This is a genomic window from Pseudomonas sp. JC1203, from assembly GCF_056175065.1.
Genome location: NZ_JBWCAM010000024.1, coordinates 17,093 through 36,168, shown reverse-complemented (window position 1 = coordinate 36,168; position 19,076 = coordinate 17,093). Strand labels below are relative to the sequence as shown.

General features: G+C 66.2%; 18 protein-coding genes. 9 read left to right on the top strand and 9 right to left on the bottom strand.

From position 1 onward, the window contains the following. Nucleotides 1–161 precede the first annotated feature (161 nt). Nucleotides 162–599: an NfeD family protein gene (locus AC0SZ7_RS27655; protein WP_475507351.1), complete on the top strand. Its 438-nt coding sequence runs from the start codon at nt 162–164 to the stop codon at nt 597–599. A gap of 34 nt (nt 600–633) precedes the next feature. Continuing rightward, on the top strand, nt 634–1,494 hold the full coding sequence (locus AC0SZ7_RS27650; RefSeq protein ID WP_475507350.1) for an SPFH domain-containing protein: 861 nt from the start codon (nt 634–636) through the stop codon (nt 1,492–1,494). Between the two features lie 25 nt (nt 1,495–1,519). On the opposite strand, the gene idi is transcribed toward AC0SZ7_RS27650, so the two are convergent. Next, nucleotides 1,520–2,116, bottom strand: a complete 597-nt coding sequence (gene idi, locus AC0SZ7_RS27645) for an isopentenyl-diphosphate Delta-isomerase (protein ID WP_475507349.1) — start codon at nt 2,114–2,116, stop codon at nt 1,520–1,522. Nucleotides 2,117–2,249: 133 nt separating this feature from the next. Between idi and AC0SZ7_RS27640 the strand changes: the two genes are divergently transcribed. After that, on the top strand, nt 2,250–2,744 hold the full coding sequence (locus tag AC0SZ7_RS27640) for a heme-degrading domain-containing protein (protein ID WP_475507348.1): 495 nt from the start codon (nt 2,250–2,252) through the stop codon (nt 2,742–2,744). 89 nt (nt 2,745–2,833) lie between these two features. Here the strand turns inward: AC0SZ7_RS27640 and AC0SZ7_RS27635 are convergent, their stop codons facing one another. From AC0SZ7_RS27635 to AC0SZ7_RS27620, 4 genes are read right to left on the bottom strand one after another with little or no spacing between them, the layout of a single operon-like run. Continuing rightward, on the bottom strand, nt 2,834–3,010 hold the full coding sequence (locus AC0SZ7_RS27635) for a DUF1289 domain-containing protein (RefSeq protein ID WP_475507347.1): 177 nt from the start codon (nt 3,008–3,010) through the stop codon (nt 2,834–2,836). Further along, complete coding sequence (locus tag AC0SZ7_RS27630; RefSeq protein WP_475507346.1) at nt 3,010–3,327, bottom strand: hypothetical protein; 318 nt, start codon at nt 3,325–3,327, stop codon at nt 3,010–3,012. The genes AC0SZ7_RS27635 and AC0SZ7_RS27630 overlap by 1 nt, the downstream gene beginning before the upstream one ends. Beyond that, nucleotides 3,324–4,250, bottom strand: coding sequence for a CDF family Co(II)/Ni(II) efflux transporter DmeF (gene dmeF, locus AC0SZ7_RS27625; protein ID WP_475507345.1), 927 nt, complete (start codon nt 4,248–4,250; stop codon nt 3,324–3,326). Before dmeF ends, AC0SZ7_RS27630 begins: the two co-directional genes overlap by 4 nt. After that, nucleotides 4,247–4,522, bottom strand: coding sequence for a metal/formaldehyde-sensitive transcriptional repressor (locus tag AC0SZ7_RS27620; protein WP_416424882.1), 276 nt, complete (start codon nt 4,520–4,522; stop codon nt 4,247–4,249). Before AC0SZ7_RS27620 ends, dmeF begins: the two co-directional genes overlap by 4 nt. A gap of 126 nt (nt 4,523–4,648) precedes the next feature. Here AC0SZ7_RS27620 and AC0SZ7_RS27615 point away from each other — a divergent pair, with 126 nt between their 5' ends. Further along, nucleotides 4,649–5,143, top strand: a complete 495-nt coding sequence (locus tag AC0SZ7_RS27615; protein ID WP_475507344.1) for a P-loop nucleotide/nucleoside kinase family protein — start codon at nt 4,649–4,651, stop codon at nt 5,141–5,143. A gap of 250 nt (nt 5,144–5,393) precedes the next feature. On the opposite strand, the gene AC0SZ7_RS27610 is transcribed toward AC0SZ7_RS27615, so the two are convergent. After that, on the bottom strand, nt 5,394–7,568 hold the full coding sequence (locus AC0SZ7_RS27610) for an ATP-binding protein (RefSeq protein WP_475507343.1): 2,175 nt from the start codon (nt 7,566–7,568) through the stop codon (nt 5,394–5,396). Nucleotides 7,569–7,729: 161 nt separating this feature from the next. Between AC0SZ7_RS27610 and AC0SZ7_RS27605 the strand changes: the two genes are divergently transcribed. The 3 genes from AC0SZ7_RS27605 to AC0SZ7_RS27595 all read left to right on the top strand — a co-directional run bounded on the left by AC0SZ7_RS27605 (nt 7,730) and on the right by AC0SZ7_RS27595 (nt 11,755). Next, the gene (locus AC0SZ7_RS27605) at nt 7,730–9,655 is read left to right on the top strand and encodes a hybrid sensor histidine kinase/response regulator (protein ID WP_475507342.1); all 1,926 of its coding nucleotides are present in this window, start codon (nt 7,730–7,732) and stop codon (nt 9,653–9,655) included. A gap of 106 nt (nt 9,656–9,761) precedes the next feature. Further along, nucleotides 9,762–10,808 (top strand): Rieske 2Fe-2S domain-containing protein, encoded by a 1,047-nt coding sequence (locus AC0SZ7_RS27600; RefSeq protein ID WP_475507341.1) that lies wholly within the window; start codon nt 9,762–9,764, stop codon nt 10,806–10,808. Next, nucleotides 10,805–11,755, top strand: coding sequence for a PDR/VanB family oxidoreductase (locus AC0SZ7_RS27595; RefSeq protein WP_475507340.1), 951 nt, complete (start codon nt 10,805–10,807; stop codon nt 11,753–11,755). The genes AC0SZ7_RS27600 and AC0SZ7_RS27595 overlap by 4 nt, the downstream gene beginning before the upstream one ends. A 37-nt stretch (nt 11,756–11,792) precedes the next feature. Here the strand turns inward: AC0SZ7_RS27595 and AC0SZ7_RS27590 are convergent, their stop codons facing one another. Both AC0SZ7_RS27590 and AC0SZ7_RS27585 read right to left on the bottom strand, forming a co-directional pair. Then, nucleotides 11,793–12,677, bottom strand: coding sequence for an alpha/beta fold hydrolase (locus tag AC0SZ7_RS27590; RefSeq protein WP_475507339.1), 885 nt, complete (start codon nt 12,675–12,677; stop codon nt 11,793–11,795). Then, nucleotides 12,674–13,753, bottom strand: a complete 1,080-nt coding sequence (locus tag AC0SZ7_RS27585; RefSeq protein ID WP_475507338.1) for a sugar phosphate isomerase/epimerase family protein — start codon at nt 13,751–13,753, stop codon at nt 12,674–12,676. The genes AC0SZ7_RS27590 and AC0SZ7_RS27585 overlap by 4 nt, the downstream gene beginning before the upstream one ends. Nucleotides 13,754–13,860: 107 nt before the next feature. Between AC0SZ7_RS27585 and AC0SZ7_RS27580 the strand changes: the two genes are divergently transcribed. Further along, nucleotides 13,861–14,442, top strand: coding sequence for a TetR/AcrR family transcriptional regulator (locus AC0SZ7_RS27580; RefSeq protein WP_475507337.1), 582 nt, complete (start codon nt 13,861–13,863; stop codon nt 14,440–14,442). Between the two features lie 172 nt (nt 14,443–14,614). On the opposite strand, the gene AC0SZ7_RS27575 is transcribed toward AC0SZ7_RS27580, so the two are convergent. Beyond that, nucleotides 14,615–16,741, bottom strand: coding sequence for a TonB-dependent receptor family protein (locus AC0SZ7_RS27575; RefSeq protein ID WP_475507336.1), 2,127 nt, complete (start codon nt 16,739–16,741; stop codon nt 14,615–14,617). A gap of 261 nt (nt 16,742–17,002) precedes the next feature. On the opposite strand from AC0SZ7_RS27575, the gene AC0SZ7_RS27570 reads away from it, so the two are divergent. Continuing rightward, the gene (locus AC0SZ7_RS27570) at nt 17,003–19,060 is read left to right on the top strand and encodes a TonB-dependent siderophore receptor (RefSeq protein WP_475507421.1); all 2,058 of its coding nucleotides are present in this window, start codon (nt 17,003–17,005) and stop codon (nt 19,058–19,060) included. The last annotated feature ends 16 nt before the right edge of the window (nt 19,061–19,076 follow it).

Genomic DNA, 19,076 nt, shown 5'->3' with positions numbered 1-19,076 from the left:
CGCGTGGGGGGGGGGGGGCGTGTTTCGTCCTTTTGTGCCCGCCGCCCCCCCCCCCCCCCGCGTCCCGCATTCTCTGTTACATCCTCTTCTCGATCCGCCGCCGGGTTCTCTGGCACACTCTCGCCTGTACCTCTTTCCCCGATACACACAAGCGAGCCGACATGGATTTTGACTGGCAGATCTGGATCGCCCTGGGCGTGGCCCTGGCGGTGCTGGAGATTTTCACCGCGACGTTCTTCATCCTCTGGTTTGCCGTGGGCGCCGTGCTCATCGGCGTGGTGGCCCTGGCGGTGCCCGGCTTTACCCTGGGCACGCAGATCGTCAGCTGGGTGGTGCTGTCCTCGCTGATCGCCCTGGTGTGGCTGAAGTGCTTGCGCAAGCGCCGCCCCGAAACCCGCTGGAGCGTCGACGAGGTGCTGGGCGAGGTGGGCCTGCTGACCGTGGCCGTGGCGCCGTTCCAGAAAGGCCGCGTGCGTTTCCAGAAGCCCATTCTTGGCGCCGAGGAGTGGGCCTGCGTGGCCGACGAAGCCATCAGCGCCGGCACCCGCGTGCGCCTGGTCAAGGTGGAAGGCGGCAGCGTCCGCGTCACCGTGGCTTGACCCTCCTGCTTCCCAACCCTCAAGGACCGACCCCATGCTTCTCAGCAGCCTGATCATCCCGTTGTTGCTCACCGCCTTCGCCCTGGTCACCCTGGCCAAGGGCGTGCGCATCGTGCCCCAGGGCGAGGAATGGATAGTGGAGCGCCTGGGGCGCTACCACACCACCCTCAAGCCGGGGCTCAACTTCGTCATTCCGTACATGGACCGCGTGCAGTACAACCTGCCCACCAAGGACATCATCCTCGACATCCAGCAGCAGGAAATCATTACCAAGGACAACGCCATCATCGTTGCCAACGCCCTGTGCTTCCTCAAGGTGATCGACCCGCAGAAGGCCGCCTACGGCGTGCAGGACTATCAATACGCGGTGTCCAGCCTGACCATGACTGCGCTGCGCGCCATCATCGGCACCCTGGACCTGGACGAGGCGCTGTCCAGCCGCGAGGCCATCAAGGCCAAGCTGGCCGAGGCCATGAGCACCCAGACCGACGACTGGGGCATTGCCGTGCGCTCGGTGGAGATCCAGGACATCAAGCCATCGGCGTCCATGCAGGGCGCCATGGAGCGCCAGGCGGCCGCCGAACGTGAGCGCAAGGCCGCCGTGACCCGCGCCGAAGGCGAGCGCCAGGCCGCAGTACTGGCGGCAACCGCCCGCGAAGAGGCCGCCACCAAGGACGCCGCGGCCACAGTGAAACTGGCCGAGGCGTCGGCGACTTCCATCGTCAAGATCAAGCAGGCAATCGGCGATGACATGGTGCCGGCCATGTACCTGCTGGGCGAGCGCTACATCGACGCCATGCAGTCGCTGGCGGCCAGCAACAACGCCAAGGTGGTGGTGTTGCCCGCCGACCTGCAGGAAACCGTGCGCGGCTTGATGGGCAAGAAAACCGGTTGAGCTGCCGCGCCGCGTCCCTGGCGCATCATGCCTGGGGGGCGAAGACCTCGCCGTGGTCGCGTCGCAGCCGTTGCCATTCACTTTTGAACCAGGGCGTGAAGCTGTGTGGCTGCTGCGCCATTTCCTGGTCCAGGGCAGCGGCGCTGATGTAGCGCAGGGCCGACACCTCGTTGAGGTTGGGCACGGGCGCTGCGTCCGTGTGGCCGGCGTAAACCCAGCACAGTTCGTTCTCGGCGCCCTGGGCGTCGAACTGCGCCTGGTACTGGAATTTGAACAGCAAGCGGAAGTCGCAACGCATGCCCAGTTCTTCTTCCAGGCGGCGCTCGATGGCCACCGCCATGCTTTCGCCGCGACGTGGGTGGCTGCAGCAGGTGTTGGACCAGTAGCCCGGCCACAGCCGCTTGCCGGCGGCGCGCTGCTGCAACAGCAATTCACCCTGGCGGTTGAACACCAGCAGCGAGAACGCGCGGTGCAGCACGCCCTGGCCCTGGTGGGCCGAAGCCTTGTCGAGAAAACCGATTTCGCGGTCCTGTTCGTCCACCAATATCAGCGGTTCGTCGTTGAACGACACGACACTGCGTGAATGCCGCCAAGGGCGACCTTCCGCTTCCGAAGTGGTCAAGGGGCTACCTCCTGGGCCAGTCAAGGCTCATCACTATATGCCACAAATTTGCGCCTGCGCCGCACCGTCGATCACCGGCGGCACGGTCGAACAGCGGCTACGCTGCAGTGTCATTTACTTCAGGACGCTAGCCATGACCCACTCGCAAGACCTCAAGCGCATCGCCCAGCAGGAACAGCTGCTGCAATTTGACCGCTTCGACAAGGCCACCGCCTTCGAACTGGGCGTGCAGCTCAAGCAGGCCTGCGAACGGGCAGGGCTGGCCACCACCATCGAAGTCCGGCTGGTGCGCCAGACCGTGTTCCTCTACGCCATGCCCGGCACCGCGCCGGACAACCGCGAATGGGCGCGACGCAAGCGTAACGTGGTGGAAATGATGGACCGCAGCTCCTACGCCGTGGGGTTGAGCGCGGCGCAGGAGGGCGTGCCGCTGGAGCAGGCCATGGGCCTGCCGGCGCTGGACTACGCGGCCCATGGCGGCAGTTTCCCCATTCGGGTACGAGGTGTGGGGTGCGTGGGCGCGGTGACCCTATCCGGCCTGCCGCAGCGCCAGGACCATGCCCTGGTGGTAGAGGTGCTGGCGACGCTATGCGGTGTGGAGTTGGCCGAAGTATCGCTGGACCTGTGACGCCGGCCCTTGTGGGGGCCGGCTTGCCGGCGAGTTTTTCGGCCGCCCCGACATCTCGCTGGCAAGCCAGCTCCCACAAGTTGTGACGCCTAGCGCTTTTTCAGCGCCTTGAGGCGCGCCGTGGCGCGTTGCACCGCCGCCATCTTTTCCGGGCGCTTCATGCGTTTCCATTTGCGGATGTCGTCCTTGCTGCGCCCACAGCTCACGCACAGGTCGCCGCTTAGCTGGCACAGCGCGGTGCAGGGGTTTTCGATTTCCTTGGCCATTAGTGCTTGTCTCTTCGCCGCAAGGCTTCTTCGGAGTCGAAGCGTAGGTTGCGCAGGGTAGGGACCAGCTCGCTGCCGGCATCCTTCAAGGCGTCGGCGGTCAGTTGCAACATGTGCCCGGCAAGGCCCTGCTCCAGGGCGTGGGCCTTGTGCGCCTCGGTGTCGAACACCCAGGTCACCTGCAGCCCCTCGGGCAGCCACTGGTGGGTCAGCCACACGAAGCCGACGATGCTCGCCAGTGCCGCATCGCAGGCCTCGGTCAACGCCGCGACCAGTTGGCGCTCGTGGCGCGCCTGTTCACGCTTGCTCAGGCTCACGGCGCACCTCGCTGGAATTCCACGGTCAGGTGGCTGACCTCATGCACCGGCGCCAGGCGCTCACGAATCGCTTGCGCCGAAACGCCAGCCTGGCCCACCACGCTGACAATCGCTGCGCGCGCTTCAGGGCCCACGCGCCACACGTGCAGGTCGGTGATGGTGGCGTCGCCGGGGCCTTCCACCCGTTCGCGGATTTCCTCGGCCACGTGGTCGTCAGTGTGGTCCAGCAGCACGGCGGCGGTGGCCCCCATCAGCGTCCAGGCCCAGCGCGCAATCACCACTGCGCCGACGATGCCGATCACCGGGTCCAGCCACACCCAGCCCAGGTAGCGGCCGCCCAACAACGCCGCGATGGCCAGCACCGAGGTGAAGGCATCGGCGATCACGTGCACATAGGCGGACCTGAGGTTGTTGTCGTGGCCGTGGTGGTCATGGTGGTCATGGTGGTGATCGTGGTCGTGAGGGCCGTGGCTGTGGCCGTGCCCCAGCAGCAAGGCGCTGGCGATGTTCACCAGCAGGCCGACGCTGGCGATCAGCGTGGCGGTGCCGAACTGCACGTCTGCGGGGTGCAGCAGGCGCTGCACCGACTCTACCGCCACGCCCAACGACACCAGCCCCAGGATCAGCGCCGAGGCGAAGCCGCCCAGGTCGCCGACCTTGCCGGTGCCGAAGCTGAAACGTGCGTTCTGCGCGTGGCGTTGGGCGTAGGCATAGGCCGCCGCGGTAATGCCCAGCGCGACCGCGTGGGTCGCCATGTGAAAGCCGTCGGCCAGCAGCGCCATGGAGCCGGTGAAGTAGCCGGCGGCAATTTCGCCGACCATCATCACCACTGTCAGCACCACCACCCACAGGGTGCGGCGGGCGTTCTCGGCGTGGGCCGCGCCCAGGAACACGTGGTGGTGGCGCAAGGGGGCGGCGCTCATTTGGAATACCGGCGGATGGCTTCCAGCAGCTCTTCCACGCCCTGGTTGCGCTGGGCGTCGGTGAGTGCCGGGTTGGCGACGTGCTCGCGGGCATGGTCCTCGATGATCTCGTCCATCAAGCCATTGATGGCGCCGCGCGTAGCCGCCACCAGGTGCAGGGTCTTGGCGCAGTCGTGGTCGCCTTCCAGGGCGCGCTCGATGGCCTGGATCTGCCCGGCAATGCGTTTGACGCGTTTGAGCAGGTCGTCTCGGTTGGATGCAATGTGGCCCATGGCGGGTACCTGAAATGTGAATGCGCTGCAGTATAGGTATACCCCCTATACCTATGCAAGAGCGCTGGCCGCTATTGCCGCGGCAGCGGTATGCAGGCAGCATCGGCCAGTGCCAAAGGAGAAGCCATGCTCATCGTGTTCAGCGGCCTGCCCGCCACCGGCAAGACCACCCTCGCCAAGGCGCTCGCCCGGCAAACCGGTGCGCTGTACCTGCGCATCGACACCATTGAACAGGCCCTGCGCGACGCTGGCGGCGCGGTGGGCGCCAATGGCTACCGCGTGGCCAATGCCGTGGCGCTGGGCAACCTGCAACTGGGCAACCGCGTGGTGGTGGATGGCGTCAACCCGGTGGCCGAGAGCCGCCAGGCATGGCGCGACGTGGCGGCGATGGCCGGGGTGGTGCTGCTGGACGTGCAGGTGGTGTGTTCAGACCTTGCCGAGCACCAGCGCCGCGCCGAGACCCGCACCGTCGATGTGCCCGGCCTGGTGCCTCCCAGTTGGGCCTCGGTGCTGGCCCATGAGTACGAACCGTGGCCGGTGGCGCCGTTGACGGTCGATACGGCGCGGCTGTCGGTCGCCGAGGGGTTGGCCATGCTTTGCCAGCACTGCGGTTATAGCTGAGGCATCGGGTGCGCCGGACGCAGCCTGCGGCAGCTGCTACGGGGGGATGGCGTTGCCCTTGTAGCAGCAACTGTCTTGAAACGGCGTCGTCTGCATCGCGACTAAAGTCGGCTCCTACCCCGTACGTGGTAGGAGCCGGCCTTGGCCGCGATGCAGGCGACGCGATCGACGAGGTACACGGGGCCCCGTAGCAGCGGCCGCCAGGCCGCGTCATCGGCGCGTGGACGCAAGACGCAGCCTGTGGCAGCTGCTACGGGTGGGGAGGGCGGGCGCCCATCATCTCGCCTATGCGGGTCACCAGCGCCTCCACCGCGAATGGCTTGGTCAGCACTTGCATGTCCGGCCCCAGGCTGTTGCCGACGGCGGCGTTTTCGGCGTAGCCGGTGATGAACAGCGTCTTCAGGCCGGGCCGCACCTCGCGTCCGGCGTCGGCCATCTGCCGGCCGTTCATGCCGCCCGGCAGGCCGACGTCGGTGATCAGCAGGTCGATGTGCACGTCCGAGCGCAGCACCTTGAGCCCAGCCATGCTGTCGCCGGCCTCGATAACGGTGTAGCCGAGGTCGGCCAGCACGTCGTTTAGCAACAGGCGCACGGTGGGCTCGTCGTCGACGATCAGAATGGTTTCCGCCGCCTCGGTAAACGGCACCACCGGCTGGCCGCTGTCCTGGACGTCCTGCGCAGCCTGGCCAGGGTAGCGCGGCAGGTAGATGCACAGGGTGCTGCCCTGGCCCACCTGGGAGTGGATACGCACCTGGCCACCGGATTGCTTGGCGAAACCGTAGATCATCGACAACCCCAGGCCGGTGCCCTGGCCGATGGGCTTGGTGGTGAAGAACGGGTCGAAGGCCTTGGCAATCACGTCCGGCGCCATGCCGGTGCCGGTGTCGGTCACGCACAGTGACAAGTACTGCCCCTCGGGCAGGTCATGGCCGTGGGCGGTTTCGCCGTCCATCCAGTGGTTCGCGGTTTCGATGGTGATGCGGCCGCCGTTGGGCATGGCGTCGCGGGCGTTGATGCACAGGTTGAGCAAAGCGTTTTCCAGCTGGCTGGCGTCCACCAGGGTGGGCCACAGGTCGCTGGCGCCCTGGGTTTCCACGAGAATGCTGGGGCCCACGGTGCGCTGGATCAGCTCGATCATACCGGCCATCAGCGTGTTGACGTTGGTGGGGCGCGGGTCCAGGGTTTGCCGCCGCGAGAAGGCCAGCAGCCGGTGGGTCAGGGCGGCCGCGCGGCGGGTGGCGCCCAGCGCCGTGGTCATGTATTTGTCGACGTCTTTCATGCGGCCTTGGGCGATGCGCGCGCCCATCAGCTCCAGGGCCCCGGAAATGCCCGCCAGCAGGTTGTTGAAGTCGTGCGCCAGGCCGCCGGTAAGCTGCCCCACGGCTTCCATTTTCTGCGACTGGCGCAGCTTTTCCTCAGCCTGCATCAGCTCGGCCGAACGCTCGGCCACACGCTGTTCCAGGGTGTCGTTGAGGGCCCGCAGGGCGGCGGTGGCGCGGTCGCGCTGGGCTTCCACCGAGCGCCGTTCCTCGGCGTCGATCAGTACCCCCGGGAAGCGCAGCGGCGTGCCATCTTCGGCCAGGTCGACACGGCCATTGGCCTCTATCCAGTAGTAGCGGCCGTCGGCCCGGCGCACCCGGTACTGGTGCGAATAGGCGCCGCCACGGGTCTTGACCTCGTTGATGGCGGCAATCAGGCCGTCGCGGTCGTCGGGGTGCACGGTAGTCACCACCTGTTCAAGGCTCAGGCCCTCGCGGCCCAGTGACGGGTCGAGGTTGAAGACGTTGGCGAAGGCCTCGTCCACGGTGAACTGATCGGTGGGCAGGTCCCAGTGCCAGGTGCCGATGATTGCGCCGGCGGCCAGCGCCAACTGCACCCGTTCGACGTTTTCGCGGGCCAGGGCTTCGCTGGCCAGCAGGCGCTCCTGGGCCTTGCGTCGTTCGGTGACGTCGCTGAAGAAAATCGCGATTTGCCGGTCGGCCGGGTCGCCCACGCGGATGGCGCGCACATCGAACCAGCGCTCGAAAGTGGTGGCGTAATTTTCGAAGTTGGCCGACTCGCCCGTCTTGGCCACGTGGCCGTAGGTTTCGAACCAGAACTTTTCCAGGTCCGGGGCGAACTCGGTCACCCACTTGCCGCGCAGGTTCACCCCCGAGTGGCGCTCGAACGCCGGGTTGGCCTCCACGAAGCGGTAGTCCACGGGGTAGTCGTCGGCGTCGAACTTGACCTCGACAATGGCGAACGCCGCCTCGATGGTCTCAAGAATCGTGCTGAAGCGTTCTTCGCTCTGGCGCAGCGCGTCGGTGTTTGCCTGGGCGGCCAGGCGGTTGCGCTCCCGGGCGTCGGCAAGCGCCAGGCGCAAGCGTGCGTTTTCGGCCTGCAACGCGTGCAAGGTGCTGTGCGGTGGTACTTCCCCTAGGTGCATCGTGTGTTCCTGTTGCCGGCCGTGCGAGCATGTAGTGCGATGATTGCACTTTGATGCCAGGTTTGCGCAAGAGTTGCATCGTCGCAGGCCACGCTTTTTTGGCCATTGCCACTAATCTGGATAGAGTACTGTCCCCAGCCTTCCTGCCCGGCCAAACCCTCATGACCCTAGAATTGGTTCAGACCGCCCACGTTGCCCAAGACCGCTTCCGGCTGCTGATCGACTCGATCACCGACTACGCCATCTACATGCTCAACCTGGACGGCGAAATCACCAGTTGGAACGCTGGCGCCAAGCGCTTCAAGGGCTATGAGGAACAGGAGATCCTGGGCCAGCATTTTTCCAGGTTCTACACCGAGGCCGACCGCGCCGCCGGCATGCCCCAGCGGGCGTTAGCCTGTGCGGCGGAGCAGGGGCGGTTCGAAAGCGAGGGCTGGCGCGTGCGCAAGGACGGCTCGCAGTTCTGGTGCCACGTGATCATCGACCCGATCCGCGCCCCCGGCGGCGAGCTGATCGGCTTCGCCAAGGTGACCCGCGACCTGACCCAGCAGCGCGTGGCCCAGGAGGCGTTGCGCCAATCCCAAGAGCAGTTCCGCCTGCTGGTGCTGGGCGTCACCGACTACGCCATCTACATGCTCGACCCCGACGGCATCATCACCAACTGGAACGCCGGCGCCCAGCGCATCAAGGGTTACCGGCCCGACGAGGTGATCGGCAAGCACTTCTCGATGTTCTTCGAAGAGGCCGCGCGCAACGCCGGCGAGCCGCAACGCAGCCTGGCCAAGGCGCTGGCCGAGGGGCGTTTTGAAAACCGTGCCTGGCGGGTGCGCAAGGATGGCACGCGGTTCTTCGCCAACATCGTCATCGACCCGATTCGCGACGACGCCGGCACGTTGCTGGGCTTCGCCAAGATCACCCGCGACATCACCGAGCAGGTGGCCACCCAGCGCGCCCTCGACGAGGCCCGCGAGGCCCTGTTCCAGTCGCAGAAAATGGAGGCGCTGGGGCAACTGACCGGGGGCATTGCCCATGACTTCAACAACCTGCTGATGGTGATTCTCAGCAGCCTGGAAATTGTCCGCCGGCGTTTGCCGCCCGACCCGCGCATCAGCCCGCTGCTCAACAACGCCGTGCAGGGTGCCCAGCGTGGCGCCTCGCTGACCCGGCGCATGCTGGCATTCGCCCGCCGCCAGCAACTGGTGCTGGAGCCGGTGGACCTGGGCGTGATGGTGCGGGGCATGGCCGACTTGCTGCAAAGCTCCCTGGGTTCGCGTATTCAGATCGAGACGCGCTTCCCGCTGTTCGTGCGCCCGGTGCGTGCCGACGGCAACCAGCTGGAACTGGCGGTGCTGAACCTGGCGGTGAACGCCCGTGATGCGATGCCCGATGGCGGCGTGCTGGTGATCGAGGCCCGTGAATGCCAGCTCGCCGAGCCCCGGGATGGCGTGGCGGCGGGCAATTATGTGTGCCTGGCGCTGACCGACACCGGCGAGGGTATGGATCCATTGACCCTGGCGCGGGCCACCGAACCGTTCTTCACCACCAAGGGCGTGGGCAAGGGCACCGGCCTTGGCTTGTCGATGGTAGACGGCGTGGCCGCCCAGGTAGGCGGCAAGCTGGTGGTGCGCAGCGCCCGGCCCGGCGGCACCACGGCGGAACTGTGGTTGCCGGTGGACGAGGGCGTGGCGGTAACCGCCCCGGCGGCCGCGGCCCACACCCAGGTAAGCACGGCCAAGGGCATGAGCGTGCTGCTGGTGGACGACGACCCGCTGATTCTGGTCAGCGCCGAAGCCATGCTCGAAGACCTCGGCTGCCGCGTGCACACCGCCGCTTCGGGCGAGCAGGCGCTGGCGCTGCTGGAGCAGGCTCGCGACGGTTTCGACCTGCTGATTACCGACCACATGATGCCGCACATGTCCGGCCCGCAACTGGCCGCCCGCGCGCTGGTGGTGTGCCCGGGGCTGCAGGTGCTGGTGGTCAGCGGCTTCGGTGAAGTGGACAACGCCGCCACGGCATTCCCGCGGCTGGCCAAACCGTTCGACCAGCAGAGCCTGGCCAAGGCGTTGGCGGGTTTGCACGTGGGCTGACGGTGCAGCGTTCGCTTCAATGGATCCATTGAGTGGAATTTCTGTTGACCTGTTCGGGTGTTTTAGGATTTTATGGATCCATAAAAACAAAACCTGAGAGGTCCCCATGTATCCCAAGAACACTTGGTACGTTGCCTGCACCCCCGATGAAATCGCCGACAAGCCCCTTGGCCGGCAAATCTGTGGCGAACACATTGCCTTCTACCGCGGCGCCCAGGGCCAGGTCGCCGCAGTCGAGAATTTCTGCCCGCACCGTGGTGCGCCGCTGTCCCTGGGCTATGTCGAGGACGGCAACCTGGTGTGCGGCTACCACGGCCTGGTGATGGGCTGCGACGGCAAGACCGTGGCCATGCCCGGCCAGCGCGTGCGCGGTTTCCCCTGCAACAAGACCTACGCAGTGGTGGAGCGCTACGGCTTCATCTGGGTATGGCCAGGCGATCAGGCGCAGGCCGACCCGGCGCTGATCCATCACCTGGAGTGGGCCGTCAGCGATGAATGGGCCTATGGCGGCGGGCTGTTCCACATCGGCTGCGACTACCGGCTGATGATCGACAACCTCATGGACCTGACCCACGAAACCTACGTGCATGCCTCCAGCATTGGCCAGAAGGAAATCGACGAGGCGCCACCGGTGACCACGGTGGAGGGCAACGAGGTAGTGACCGCGCGGCACATGGAAAACATCATGCCGCCGCCGTTCTGGCGCATGGCCCTGCGCGGCAACAACCTGGCGGACGACGTGCCGGTGGACCGCTGGCAGATCTGCCGGTTCACCCCGCCCAGCCACGTGCTGATCGAAGTGGGCGTGGCCCACGCCGGCAAGGGCGGCTATAACGCCCCGGCGCAGCACAAGGCCTCAAGCATTGTGGTGGACTTCATCACCCCGGAAACCGAGACCTCGATCTGGTACTTCTGGGGCATGGCACGCAACTTCAACCCACAGGATGAGGCGCTGACCGCGAGTATTCGCGAGGGGCAGGGCAAGATCTTCAGCGAAGACCTGGAGATGCTGGAGCGCCAGCAACAGAACCTGCTGGCCAACCCCCTGCGCAACCTGCTCAAGCTCAACATCGACGCTGGCGGCGTGCAGTCGCGGCGCGTGCTGGACCGCCTGATCGCCCGTGAGCATGCACCGGTGGGGGAAGCCTCATGATCGAGGTAGTGGTGACCGCGCGTCACGATGAAGCCGTGGATATCTGCAGCTTCGAGCTGACCGCAGCCGATGGCCAGGCGCTGCCGGCGTTCAGTGCCGGTGCGCACATCGACGTGCACCTGGCCGATGGCCTGGTGCGCCAGTATTCGCTGTGCAACCACCCGCAGGAGCGCCACCGCTACCTGATCGGCGTGCTCAAGGACGCCGCCTCGCGCGGCGGCTCGCAAGCCATGCACGAGCAGGTCCGGCAGGGTGATCGGCTGCGCATCAGCGCGCCGCGCAACCTGTTCGCCCTGCAGCCGGGCGCCGAGCGCAGCCTGTTGTTCGCCGGTGGCATCGGCATCACGCCGATCCTGGCCATGGCCGAAGCGCTGGCCCGCGGCGGTGCACTGTTCGAGCTGCATTATTGCGCCCGTTCCAGCGAACGCGCCGCGTTCCTGGCCCGGCTGCAGGGCGCGCCCTTTGCCGAGCGCGTGCAGGTGCATTTCGACGAACTGCCCGACACCCGCCTCGACGCCGCGCAGGTGTTGGCCAACCCGCAACCCGGCCAGCACTTGTACGTGTGCGGCCCGGCAGGGTTCATGGCCTACGTGCTGGACACGGCCAAGGCCCAGGGCTGGCGGGACGAGCAGCTGCACCGCGAATATTTCGCCCCGGTGGCGGTGGACACCTCGGCCGACGGCAGCTTTGCGGTCAAGCTCAACCGCTGCGGGCGCACCTTCCAGGTGCCGGCGGACAAGACTGTGGTGCAGGTGCTGGAAAGCCATGGGGTAGAGGTGCCGATTTCCTGTGAGCAGGGCGTCTGCGGCACCTGCCTGACCCGCGTGCTGGACGGCGTGCCCGAGCACCGCGACCTGTTCCTCACCGAGGAAGAACAGGCCGCCAACGACCAGTTCACGCCGTGCTGCTCGCGAGCCCGGTCGCCGTTGCTGGTGCTGGACCTCTGAGGTGCTTCGGCCCGTAGCCGCAGCCTGTTGGCAGCGGCTACGGGGCTCGGTGCAAAAACGCCAACACATGGCGGATGAACTCGTCCGGCGCCTCTTCCATCACGAAATGCCCGCACCCTTCGATGATCACCCCTTGCAGCTGCCGCGCATGGCCTTCCAGGGTGCGCAACGGCGCGTCGCCCGTGGCGTGCTCGGCGCCAATCGCCAGCACCGGCATGGCCAGCGGCCGCTGCGCCCGCAGCAGGTTCTGGCGAATGGTTTCCGGGATGGCGCGGTAATAGGCGAACCCGCCGCGCAGCCCGCCAGGCGCTGAATAGGCGCGGATATAGGTGTCGGACGCCACCGCATGGCGGCGGAATGCCCAACGGTCAAACATGAAATTCAGGTACGGCGCTTCCCGGCCAGTGATCAGCATTTCGGGCAGGTCGCGCACCTGGTTGAACAGGAAATGCCAGAGGAAAATGTTCTGCTCCGGCGCCACGAATATCGGCGGCGCCTCGGCCAGCCCCGGTATCACTGCCTCGGTCATCACCACGCTACGCACGGCGGCTGGGTGGTCGGAGGCCAGGGCGTAGGCGATCCACATGCCCACATCGTGGCCCATCAGGTGGAAACGCTCGTGCCCCAGTTGCGCCATGGCCTGCTGCAGCACGCTGGCCACGCTGCCGGTGTCGTAGCCCTGTTCGGGGCGGTCGGAGTCGCCCAGGCCTGGCGGGTCCACGGCTATCGCCAGGTAACCGTCGGCGGCCAGGGCCTGCATCACGTGGCGCCAGGCGTACCAGGTCTGTGGCCAGCCGGGCACCAGCAGCACCGGCGTGCCGCTGCCGGCGCTCACGCAATGCAGGCGCAGGCCCTGCACGCGCACGTAGTGGTGGCTGAAGCCGGTGTCGCAGATAGGCGCGTGTTCAACGGGCAGGTTCATGGGTGGGTGCTCCTTGCGGTTGGGGTCATGCCCAGCAGTTGCTGTATGCGTGCGGGTGGCATCGGCACGGCGGCAAAGTCATCGAACACCCGGTCGGTGACGCGGATGATGTGCTGGTTGATGAACGCCACGCCTTCACGGGCGCCGTCTTCCTGGTTTTTCAGGCAGCACTCCCACTCCAGAGTGGCCCAGCCGGGGTAGTCATATTGGGCCAGCTTGGAAAAGATGGCCTTGAAGTTCACCTGGCCATCGCCCAGTGAACGGAAGCGGCCGGCGCGTTCTGCCCAGTCGCTGTAGCCGCCGTAGATGCCCTGGCGGCCGGTGGGGTTGAACTCGGCATCCTTGACGTGAAACATGCGGATGCGCGTGTGGTAGATGTCCAGGTAGCTGAGGTAATCCAGTTGCTGCAGCACGAAATGGCTGGGGTCGAAGAGCAGGTTGCAGCGTGGGTGCTGGCCCACCAGGTCGAGGAAGCGTTCGAAACTGGTGCCGTCATGCAGGTCTTCGGCTGGGTGGATCTCGAAGCACAGGTTCACCCCGGCCGCCTCGCACTCGTCGAGGATCGGCCGCCAGCGCCGCGCCAGTTCCTTGAACGCCGCGTCGATTAGACCGTCCGGGCGCTGGGGGAACGGGAACAGGTACGGCCACGCCAGCGAGCCGGAGAAGGTGCCCATGTCCGTCAGGCCCAGGCGCGCCGACGCCCGGGCCGCCAGTTTCACCTGCTCGATGGCCCAGGCTGTGCGCGCCTCGGGGTGGCCGCGCAGGTGCGCTGGAATGAACGCCTCCCACATGGGCTCGTAGGCGGGGTGCACCGCCACCAGTTGGCCGTGAATATGGCTGGTCAGTTCGCTTACCTGCAAGCCGTGCTCGGCCAGCAGGCCCTTGATGTCGTCGCAATACGCCTGGCTGTGCGCGGCTTGCGCCACGTCGAACAGGCGTGCGTCCCAGGTGGGAATCTGCAGGGCCTTGAAGCCCTGGGCAGCAGCCCAGGCAGCCAGGTGCGGCAGGCTGTCGTAGGGCGGTTGGGCGCTGCTGAATTGGGCCAGGTGCAGGCTGGGGCCTTTGAGGGTTCGCATGGGTCCATCCTATTGTTTGTCGATCAACAAAGAATAGAGTTCAGGGATGACAAGCGTCAAGCGCATCTGCGTTAAACTGCGCGCTCTCGATTTCCAGGCGGAACCACATGGCAGGGCGACCAAGGCAGTTCGACAAGCAGCAGGCACTGGCGCAAGCGATGCGGGTGTTCTGGGAACATGGCTACGAAGGCACGTCGATGTCGACGCTGGTCGAGGCGCTGGGCATTGCCTCGGCGCGCATCTACGCAGCGTTCGGCAGCAAGCAGCAGCTGTTCGAGGAAGCGGTGGCGCTGTACGAAAGCGGCGAGGGCGGTTTTGCCGAACGGGCGCTGGCCCAGGCGGATATCGGCGCTGCCATCGGCCAGATGCTGCGCGACGCGGTGGCCACCTACACCCGTGCCGATCACCCGCGTGGCTGCCTGGTGGTGAGTGCTGCAAACGGCGTGGCGGCGGAAAATCTCGGCGTGCTGAACTGGCTGGCCGGGCACCGCCAGCAGCGCACCCAGTCGCTCATCGCGCGCCTGCAGGCGGCCCAGGCGCAGGGGCAGCTGCCGGCGACGGCCGACGCGCAGGCGCTGGGGGACTTCTACGCCACCTTCCTGCATGGGTTGTCGGTGCAGGCCCGCGACGGCGTGCCGGCGGCGGCGTTGTTGCAGGCGGTGGCGCAGGCGTTGAAGTTATTGCAATGACGTTCCTGGCAATGCCTCGCGTCTGTGACGCGGCCTGCGGCCGCTACATCCTGTGGGAGCTGGCGTGCCAGCGAGCTGTTGGGGCCATAAAAGCTCGCTGGCAAGCCAGCTCCCACAAAGACAGTTGCTGCTACGGGTTTTGCGTAGCAGCTGCCGCAGGCTGCGTCCTCGGTCAACGCAGGCTCCAGGATACGCCTACGTAAACCCCCATCCCTTCCCCCGGCGTGGAGCGCGCCGCGTCCACGCCCTTGTCGTCGTAGCCCGGGGTCACGGTGGCAGCGTAGTGCTGGTCGGTCAGGTTGCGCATGTCCACCCAGGCCTGCCAGTCGCCCTTGGGCGCGTTGTAGCCCAGGGTGGCGCCGAACAGGGCATAGGCGTCGGCGTAGTAGCTGTCGGCGTAATCCACCGCCACTTTCGACACCAGCTGGGTGTTCACCGCAGCGAAAAAGCCCTGCGGCCAGTCGTAGCGCAATTCGGCCTGGTAGTAATGCATGGGCAGGCCGGGCAGGCGGTTGCTGCCGAACTGGTCATCGTTGCGGTAGTGGAAGTCGCTGAAGGTGTAGGCCTGGCGCAGGCTCAAGGCGCCCACGCCGTCGCGCGCCCACAGGGTGCTTTGCAGGCTGGCTTCAACGCCCTGGTGCACGGTGGGGCTGGCATTGAGTTCATAGGGCGTGGTGGCGCTGGCATCCGGCAGCACCGACAACAGTTCGTGGCGCACCTGGGCGTAGTACCAGGCCAGGCTCCACTGGCCGGCGGCGCTGTCGCCACGGCCGCCGATTTCCAGGGTGGTGGCGGTCTGGTTGCGCAGTTCCACCGGCACGCGCTGGGCGCCGGTGGCCACGCCACTGCCGGCCGGGAACAGCTGGTTGGAGCTGTAGATCAGCGACCACGGGTGCGGCGCTTCCACCGAACGGCTGAGGTTGCCGAACAGCTGCACGTCGGGCGTCAGCTGGTAGCGCAGGCCCAGGCGTGGCGCGTAGTCCCAGTCGTGCAGGCTGACCTTGCCGCCGCCCGCCGGGTAGGTGACCGCGCTCTCGCGACGGGTGTAGATGGCGGCGAGGCCGGTGGTCAGCCACAGGTCATCGGCAATTTCCAGGTCGTTGCTGAAATGCAGCACCGTGTCCGAACCCTGGTAGGTGAAGTTGCGGATGCGCGTGCCCGGCGCGTAGCCCGCGGTGTTGCCGGTGGGTATGCGCACGAACTCGCTGGCGCCGTCGTTGGGCAGGTGCTTGGTCACGCGCAAACCCAAGGTGCTGTTGCTTTCCAGGCCCCACAGGGTGTCGCGGCGCTTGTAGTCGAAGGTGCCGCTGACGTCGGTGTAGGCCACTTTCAGGCGGTTGGGGCCTTCGCGCAGGTCCATGGGGTAGTCGTGGTACACCAGCCCGGCCTGAATGCTGGAGTCGTCGTCGATGTAGTAGGTGGTCTTGTTACCGATGAAGGTGCTGCCCGGCTCGTCGCGCTGGTAGTCGCGCGCCTCGTAGGTGGGGTTGGCCGCCTGGGCGTGGTGCTCGATGGAGTCCTTGGTCACGCGCCCGGCCAGCTCGTTGTCGGTCTCGCGGTGGCGGATGTAGAAGCGCGTTTCCAGGTTCGGGTTGAAGCGGTAGCCGAAGTTGGCGATCACCCCCTGGCTGGTGCTGGCGGTGTGGTCCTGGTAGCCGTCCGACTGCGCGTTGGTGACCGCCACGAAATAGTCGAAATCGCCCAGCACCTGGCCCGAACTGACCTGGCGCTGGCGGTAGCCGTGGCTGCCCATGGCATAGCGCACCTGCAGCAGCGGTGAGTCGTAGCCGCTGTGGCTGACGTAATTGATGGCGCCGCCCAGGGCCAGGCCGCCGTAGTCGAAACCGTTGGCGCCGCGCAGCACGTCCACGTGGTCCAACCACAACGGTTCCAGCAACTCGTAAGGGGTGCCGCCCGGGCCGGTCAGCGGCAGGCCGTCGAGCATGGCGTAAATGCCCGAGGCATGCGCGCCCGGCGCGCGGTTGATGCCCGAGCCGCGAATGGAAATCTTCACGCCCTCGTTGCCGGCCGACTGCGCGTACACGCCCGGCTGGTAGGCCAGCACGTCCTGGTTGCTGGCGACGCGGCCCTGCAGCGGCTTTTTCATGTCCACCACGTTGGTGCCGCCCGGCACCTGTGCCAGGCGCACCTTGGCGTCTTCCACGCCGTGGTCGTCGCCGCTGCCATCCTGGTCCTTGATCAGCACCTGGCCCAGCTCCATGTCCTGGGCATCGGCCAGCCCCGGGCAGGCGAGGGCAAGGCCCAGCAGGGCGGCGGGCAGGGTTTTCGGCGAAAGCATGGTATGGCTCCAACGGCGGCTGAGCAGGGGAATAGAGAGGTGCGACGCACTGAGAGACGAACGAAACACAGCAAAATTTGCGTAGTGGCGCGCCAATATTACGAAATGTGAAAAATTTGTCGAAATTTCATTGGTAATTGGGTTAGATTCTCATTCACACTTTGAAACAAATTCGTATTCCCACTCACGTCCGTTACAGGAAGTCTCTCCTTGAAACATCGTCTCCCTGCCAGTTTGTTGCTCGCCAGCGCCTGCAGCGCCATGCCCATGGTTCACGCTGCCGACGACTTGACCCTGCCGGCTACCCAGATCGAGAGCAGTGCCGACAGCACGCAAGGGCAGAGTGTGGGCTACGAGGGCCAGCCGGCGTCGAGCACCACCCGCCTGGGCCTGACCGACAAGGAAACCCCGCAGGGCGTGACCACCATCACCCAGCAGGAGCTGAAGGACTTCAAGATCACCGGCATCAAGGACGCCCTGCGTTCGGCGCCGTCGGTCACCGTGGAGCAGACCGAGACCGACCGTACCGAATTCACTTCGCGCGGCTTCGACATCAACACCTTCGAATACGACGGCATGGGCATGCCGTTCGTGGGCACCGTGCTGGTGGGCGAACAGGACCTGGCCGAGTACGAGCAGATCGACGTGCTGCACGGCGCCAATGGCTTGATGAGCGGCGCGGGCAACCCGTCTGCCACGGTCAACTTCGTGCGCAAGCGCCCCACCGACACCTTCCAGGCACAGATCAACACCAGCGTCGGTTCGTGGGACAACCGACGCGTGGACGTGGATGTATCGGGCCCGCTGACGCCGACCGGCAACGTGCGCGGCCGCTTCATCTACACCCACGACAAGGGCGATTCGTGGATGGACCGCTATGGCCACGAACGCAACGTCGCCGCGGGCCTGCTGGCCTTCGACCTGTCCGAGGCCGACACCCTCACTGTGGGTTTCTCGCAGCACAACAGCGACTCCAATGCCAGCACCTGGGGCAACCTGCCGCTGGTGGACACCAACGGCAACGCTATCCACTACAGCAGCAAGGCCAACATCGGCCAGCCGTGGACGTACTGGAACCTCAACACCCAGCGTGCCTTCGCCGAGCTCAAGCATGATTTTGGCAACGGTTGGAACGCCACGCTGACCGCCACCGTAGTGAAAGAGAAACAAGACACCGACATGCTGTACGTCTACACCGTCACCGGTGACGACGCTACCGCCTACGCCAACCACACCAGCAGCGAGGCCCACCAGTTGCTGGGCGAAGCCAAGCTGTCGGGCCCCTTCAGCCTATTCGGCCGCGACCACGAGCTGACTATCGGCACCTCCTATGGCCGCACCCACCAGAAGGGCCGCGAGTACGACCTCAGCGACACCAACGCCGACGGCTCCTACGACCTGTCGTTCGCCAGCATCCTCTCGGGCAGCGTCGCCAAGCCGACGTTCGACTCCACCAGCGACGCGCTGACGCAGAACTTCGTCGACACCCAGCGCAGCATCTACGCCGGTGCCCGCTTCAGCCTGACCGACGACCTGCACTGGATCGCCGGCGCACGCATGCTCAGCGCCGACGGCTCGGGCACCAGCTATGGCGCCGACTACTACACCCGCGCGCACGGCAAGGTCACCCCGTACACCGGCCTGGTCTACGACCTGACCCCGCAGTGGAGCGTGTACGGCAGCTGGACCGAGATCTACACCCCGCAGTACAACGTGGGCGTCGACAACAAGCTGCTGGCGCCGCTGGAAGGCAAGAACACCGAAGTGGGCGTGAAGGGCAGCCTGATGGACAGCCGCCTCAACGTCACCGCCGCGGTGTTCAAGGCCGACCAGCGTAACGTCGCCGAGGACGCCGGCTACAACGGCGTGCAGGAAGTCTATAGCCCGGTGGACTACAAGAGCCGCGGCGTAGAGCTGCAGGCCTCGGGTGAGGCGCTGCCGGGCCTGGACCTGCTGGCCGGCTACACCTACGTGCACATCGAGAACGACGACGGTGACCGTGCGCGCAAATACGTGCCTACCCACAGCATCCGCGGCATGGCCACCTACCGCCTGCCCTTCATGGAACAGGCCAAGGTGGGTACCCGTGTGAGCTGGCAGAGCGCGGTGCAGAACGACGACACCAGCGCCATCCGCCAGAACGCCTACGCCCTGGTGGACCTGATGGCCAGCTACGACTTCAACAGCAACTGGAGCACGTCGCTGAACCTCAACAACGTCTTCGACCGCAAATACCTGCTGTCGCTGTACAACAGCGCCACCACCGCCAGCTACGGCGCCACCCGCAACGTGACCGCATCGGTGACCTGGAAGTACTGAGGCGCCCCTGCATCCC

Bases quoted from the DNA above. Each gene is read 5' to 3' on its own strand.
- AC0SZ7_RS27620 (WP_416424882.1), bottom strand. From the start codon at position 4,522: ATGGGCCACATTGCATCCAACCGAGACGACCTGCTCAAACGCGTCAAA.
- AC0SZ7_RS27650 (WP_475507350.1), top strand. From the start codon at position 634: ATGCTTCTCAGCAGCCTGATCATCCCGTTGTTGCTCACCGCCTTCGCC.
- AC0SZ7_RS27585 (WP_475507338.1), bottom strand. From the start codon at position 13,753: ATGCGAACCCTCAAAGGCCCCAGCCTGCACCTGGCCCAATTCAGCAGC.
- dmeF (WP_475507345.1), bottom strand. From the start codon at position 4,250: ATGAGCGCCGCCCCCTTGCGCCACCACCACGTGTTCCTGGGCGCGGCC.
- AC0SZ7_RS27595 (WP_475507340.1), top strand. From the start codon at position 10,805: ATGATCGAGGTAGTGGTGACCGCGCGTCACGATGAAGCCGTGGATATC.
- AC0SZ7_RS27605 (WP_475507342.1), top strand. From the start codon at position 7,730: ATGACCCTAGAATTGGTTCAGACCGCCCACGTTGCCCAAGACCGCTTC.
- AC0SZ7_RS27590 (WP_475507339.1), bottom strand. From the start codon at position 12,677: ATGAACCTGCCCGTTGAACACGCGCCTATCTGCGACACCGGCTTCAGC.
- AC0SZ7_RS27655 (WP_475507351.1), top strand. From the start codon at position 162: ATGGATTTTGACTGGCAGATCTGGATCGCCCTGGGCGTGGCCCTGGCG.
- AC0SZ7_RS27615 (WP_475507344.1), top strand. From the start codon at position 4,649: ATGCTCATCGTGTTCAGCGGCCTGCCCGCCACCGGCAAGACCACCCTC.
- AC0SZ7_RS27640 (WP_475507348.1), top strand. From the start codon at position 2,250: ATGACCCACTCGCAAGACCTCAAGCGCATCGCCCAGCAGGAACAGCTG.
- AC0SZ7_RS27610 (WP_475507343.1), bottom strand. From the start codon at position 7,568: ATGCACCTAGGGGAAGTACCACCGCACAGCACCTTGCACGCGTTGCAG.
- AC0SZ7_RS27575 (WP_475507336.1), bottom strand. From the start codon at position 16,741: ATGCTTTCGCCGAAAACCCTGCCCGCCGCCCTGCTGGGCCTTGCCCTC.
- AC0SZ7_RS27635 (WP_475507347.1), bottom strand. From the start codon at position 3,010: ATGGCCAAGGAAATCGAAAACCCCTGCACCGCGCTGTGCCAGCTAAGC.
- AC0SZ7_RS27580 (WP_475507337.1), top strand. From the start codon at position 13,861: ATGGCAGGGCGACCAAGGCAGTTCGACAAGCAGCAGGCACTGGCGCAA.
- AC0SZ7_RS27570 (WP_475507421.1), top strand. From the start codon at position 17,003: ATGCCCATGGTTCACGCTGCCGACGACTTGACCCTGCCGGCTACCCAG.
- AC0SZ7_RS27600 (WP_475507341.1), top strand. From the start codon at position 9,762: ATGTATCCCAAGAACACTTGGTACGTTGCCTGCACCCCCGATGAAATC.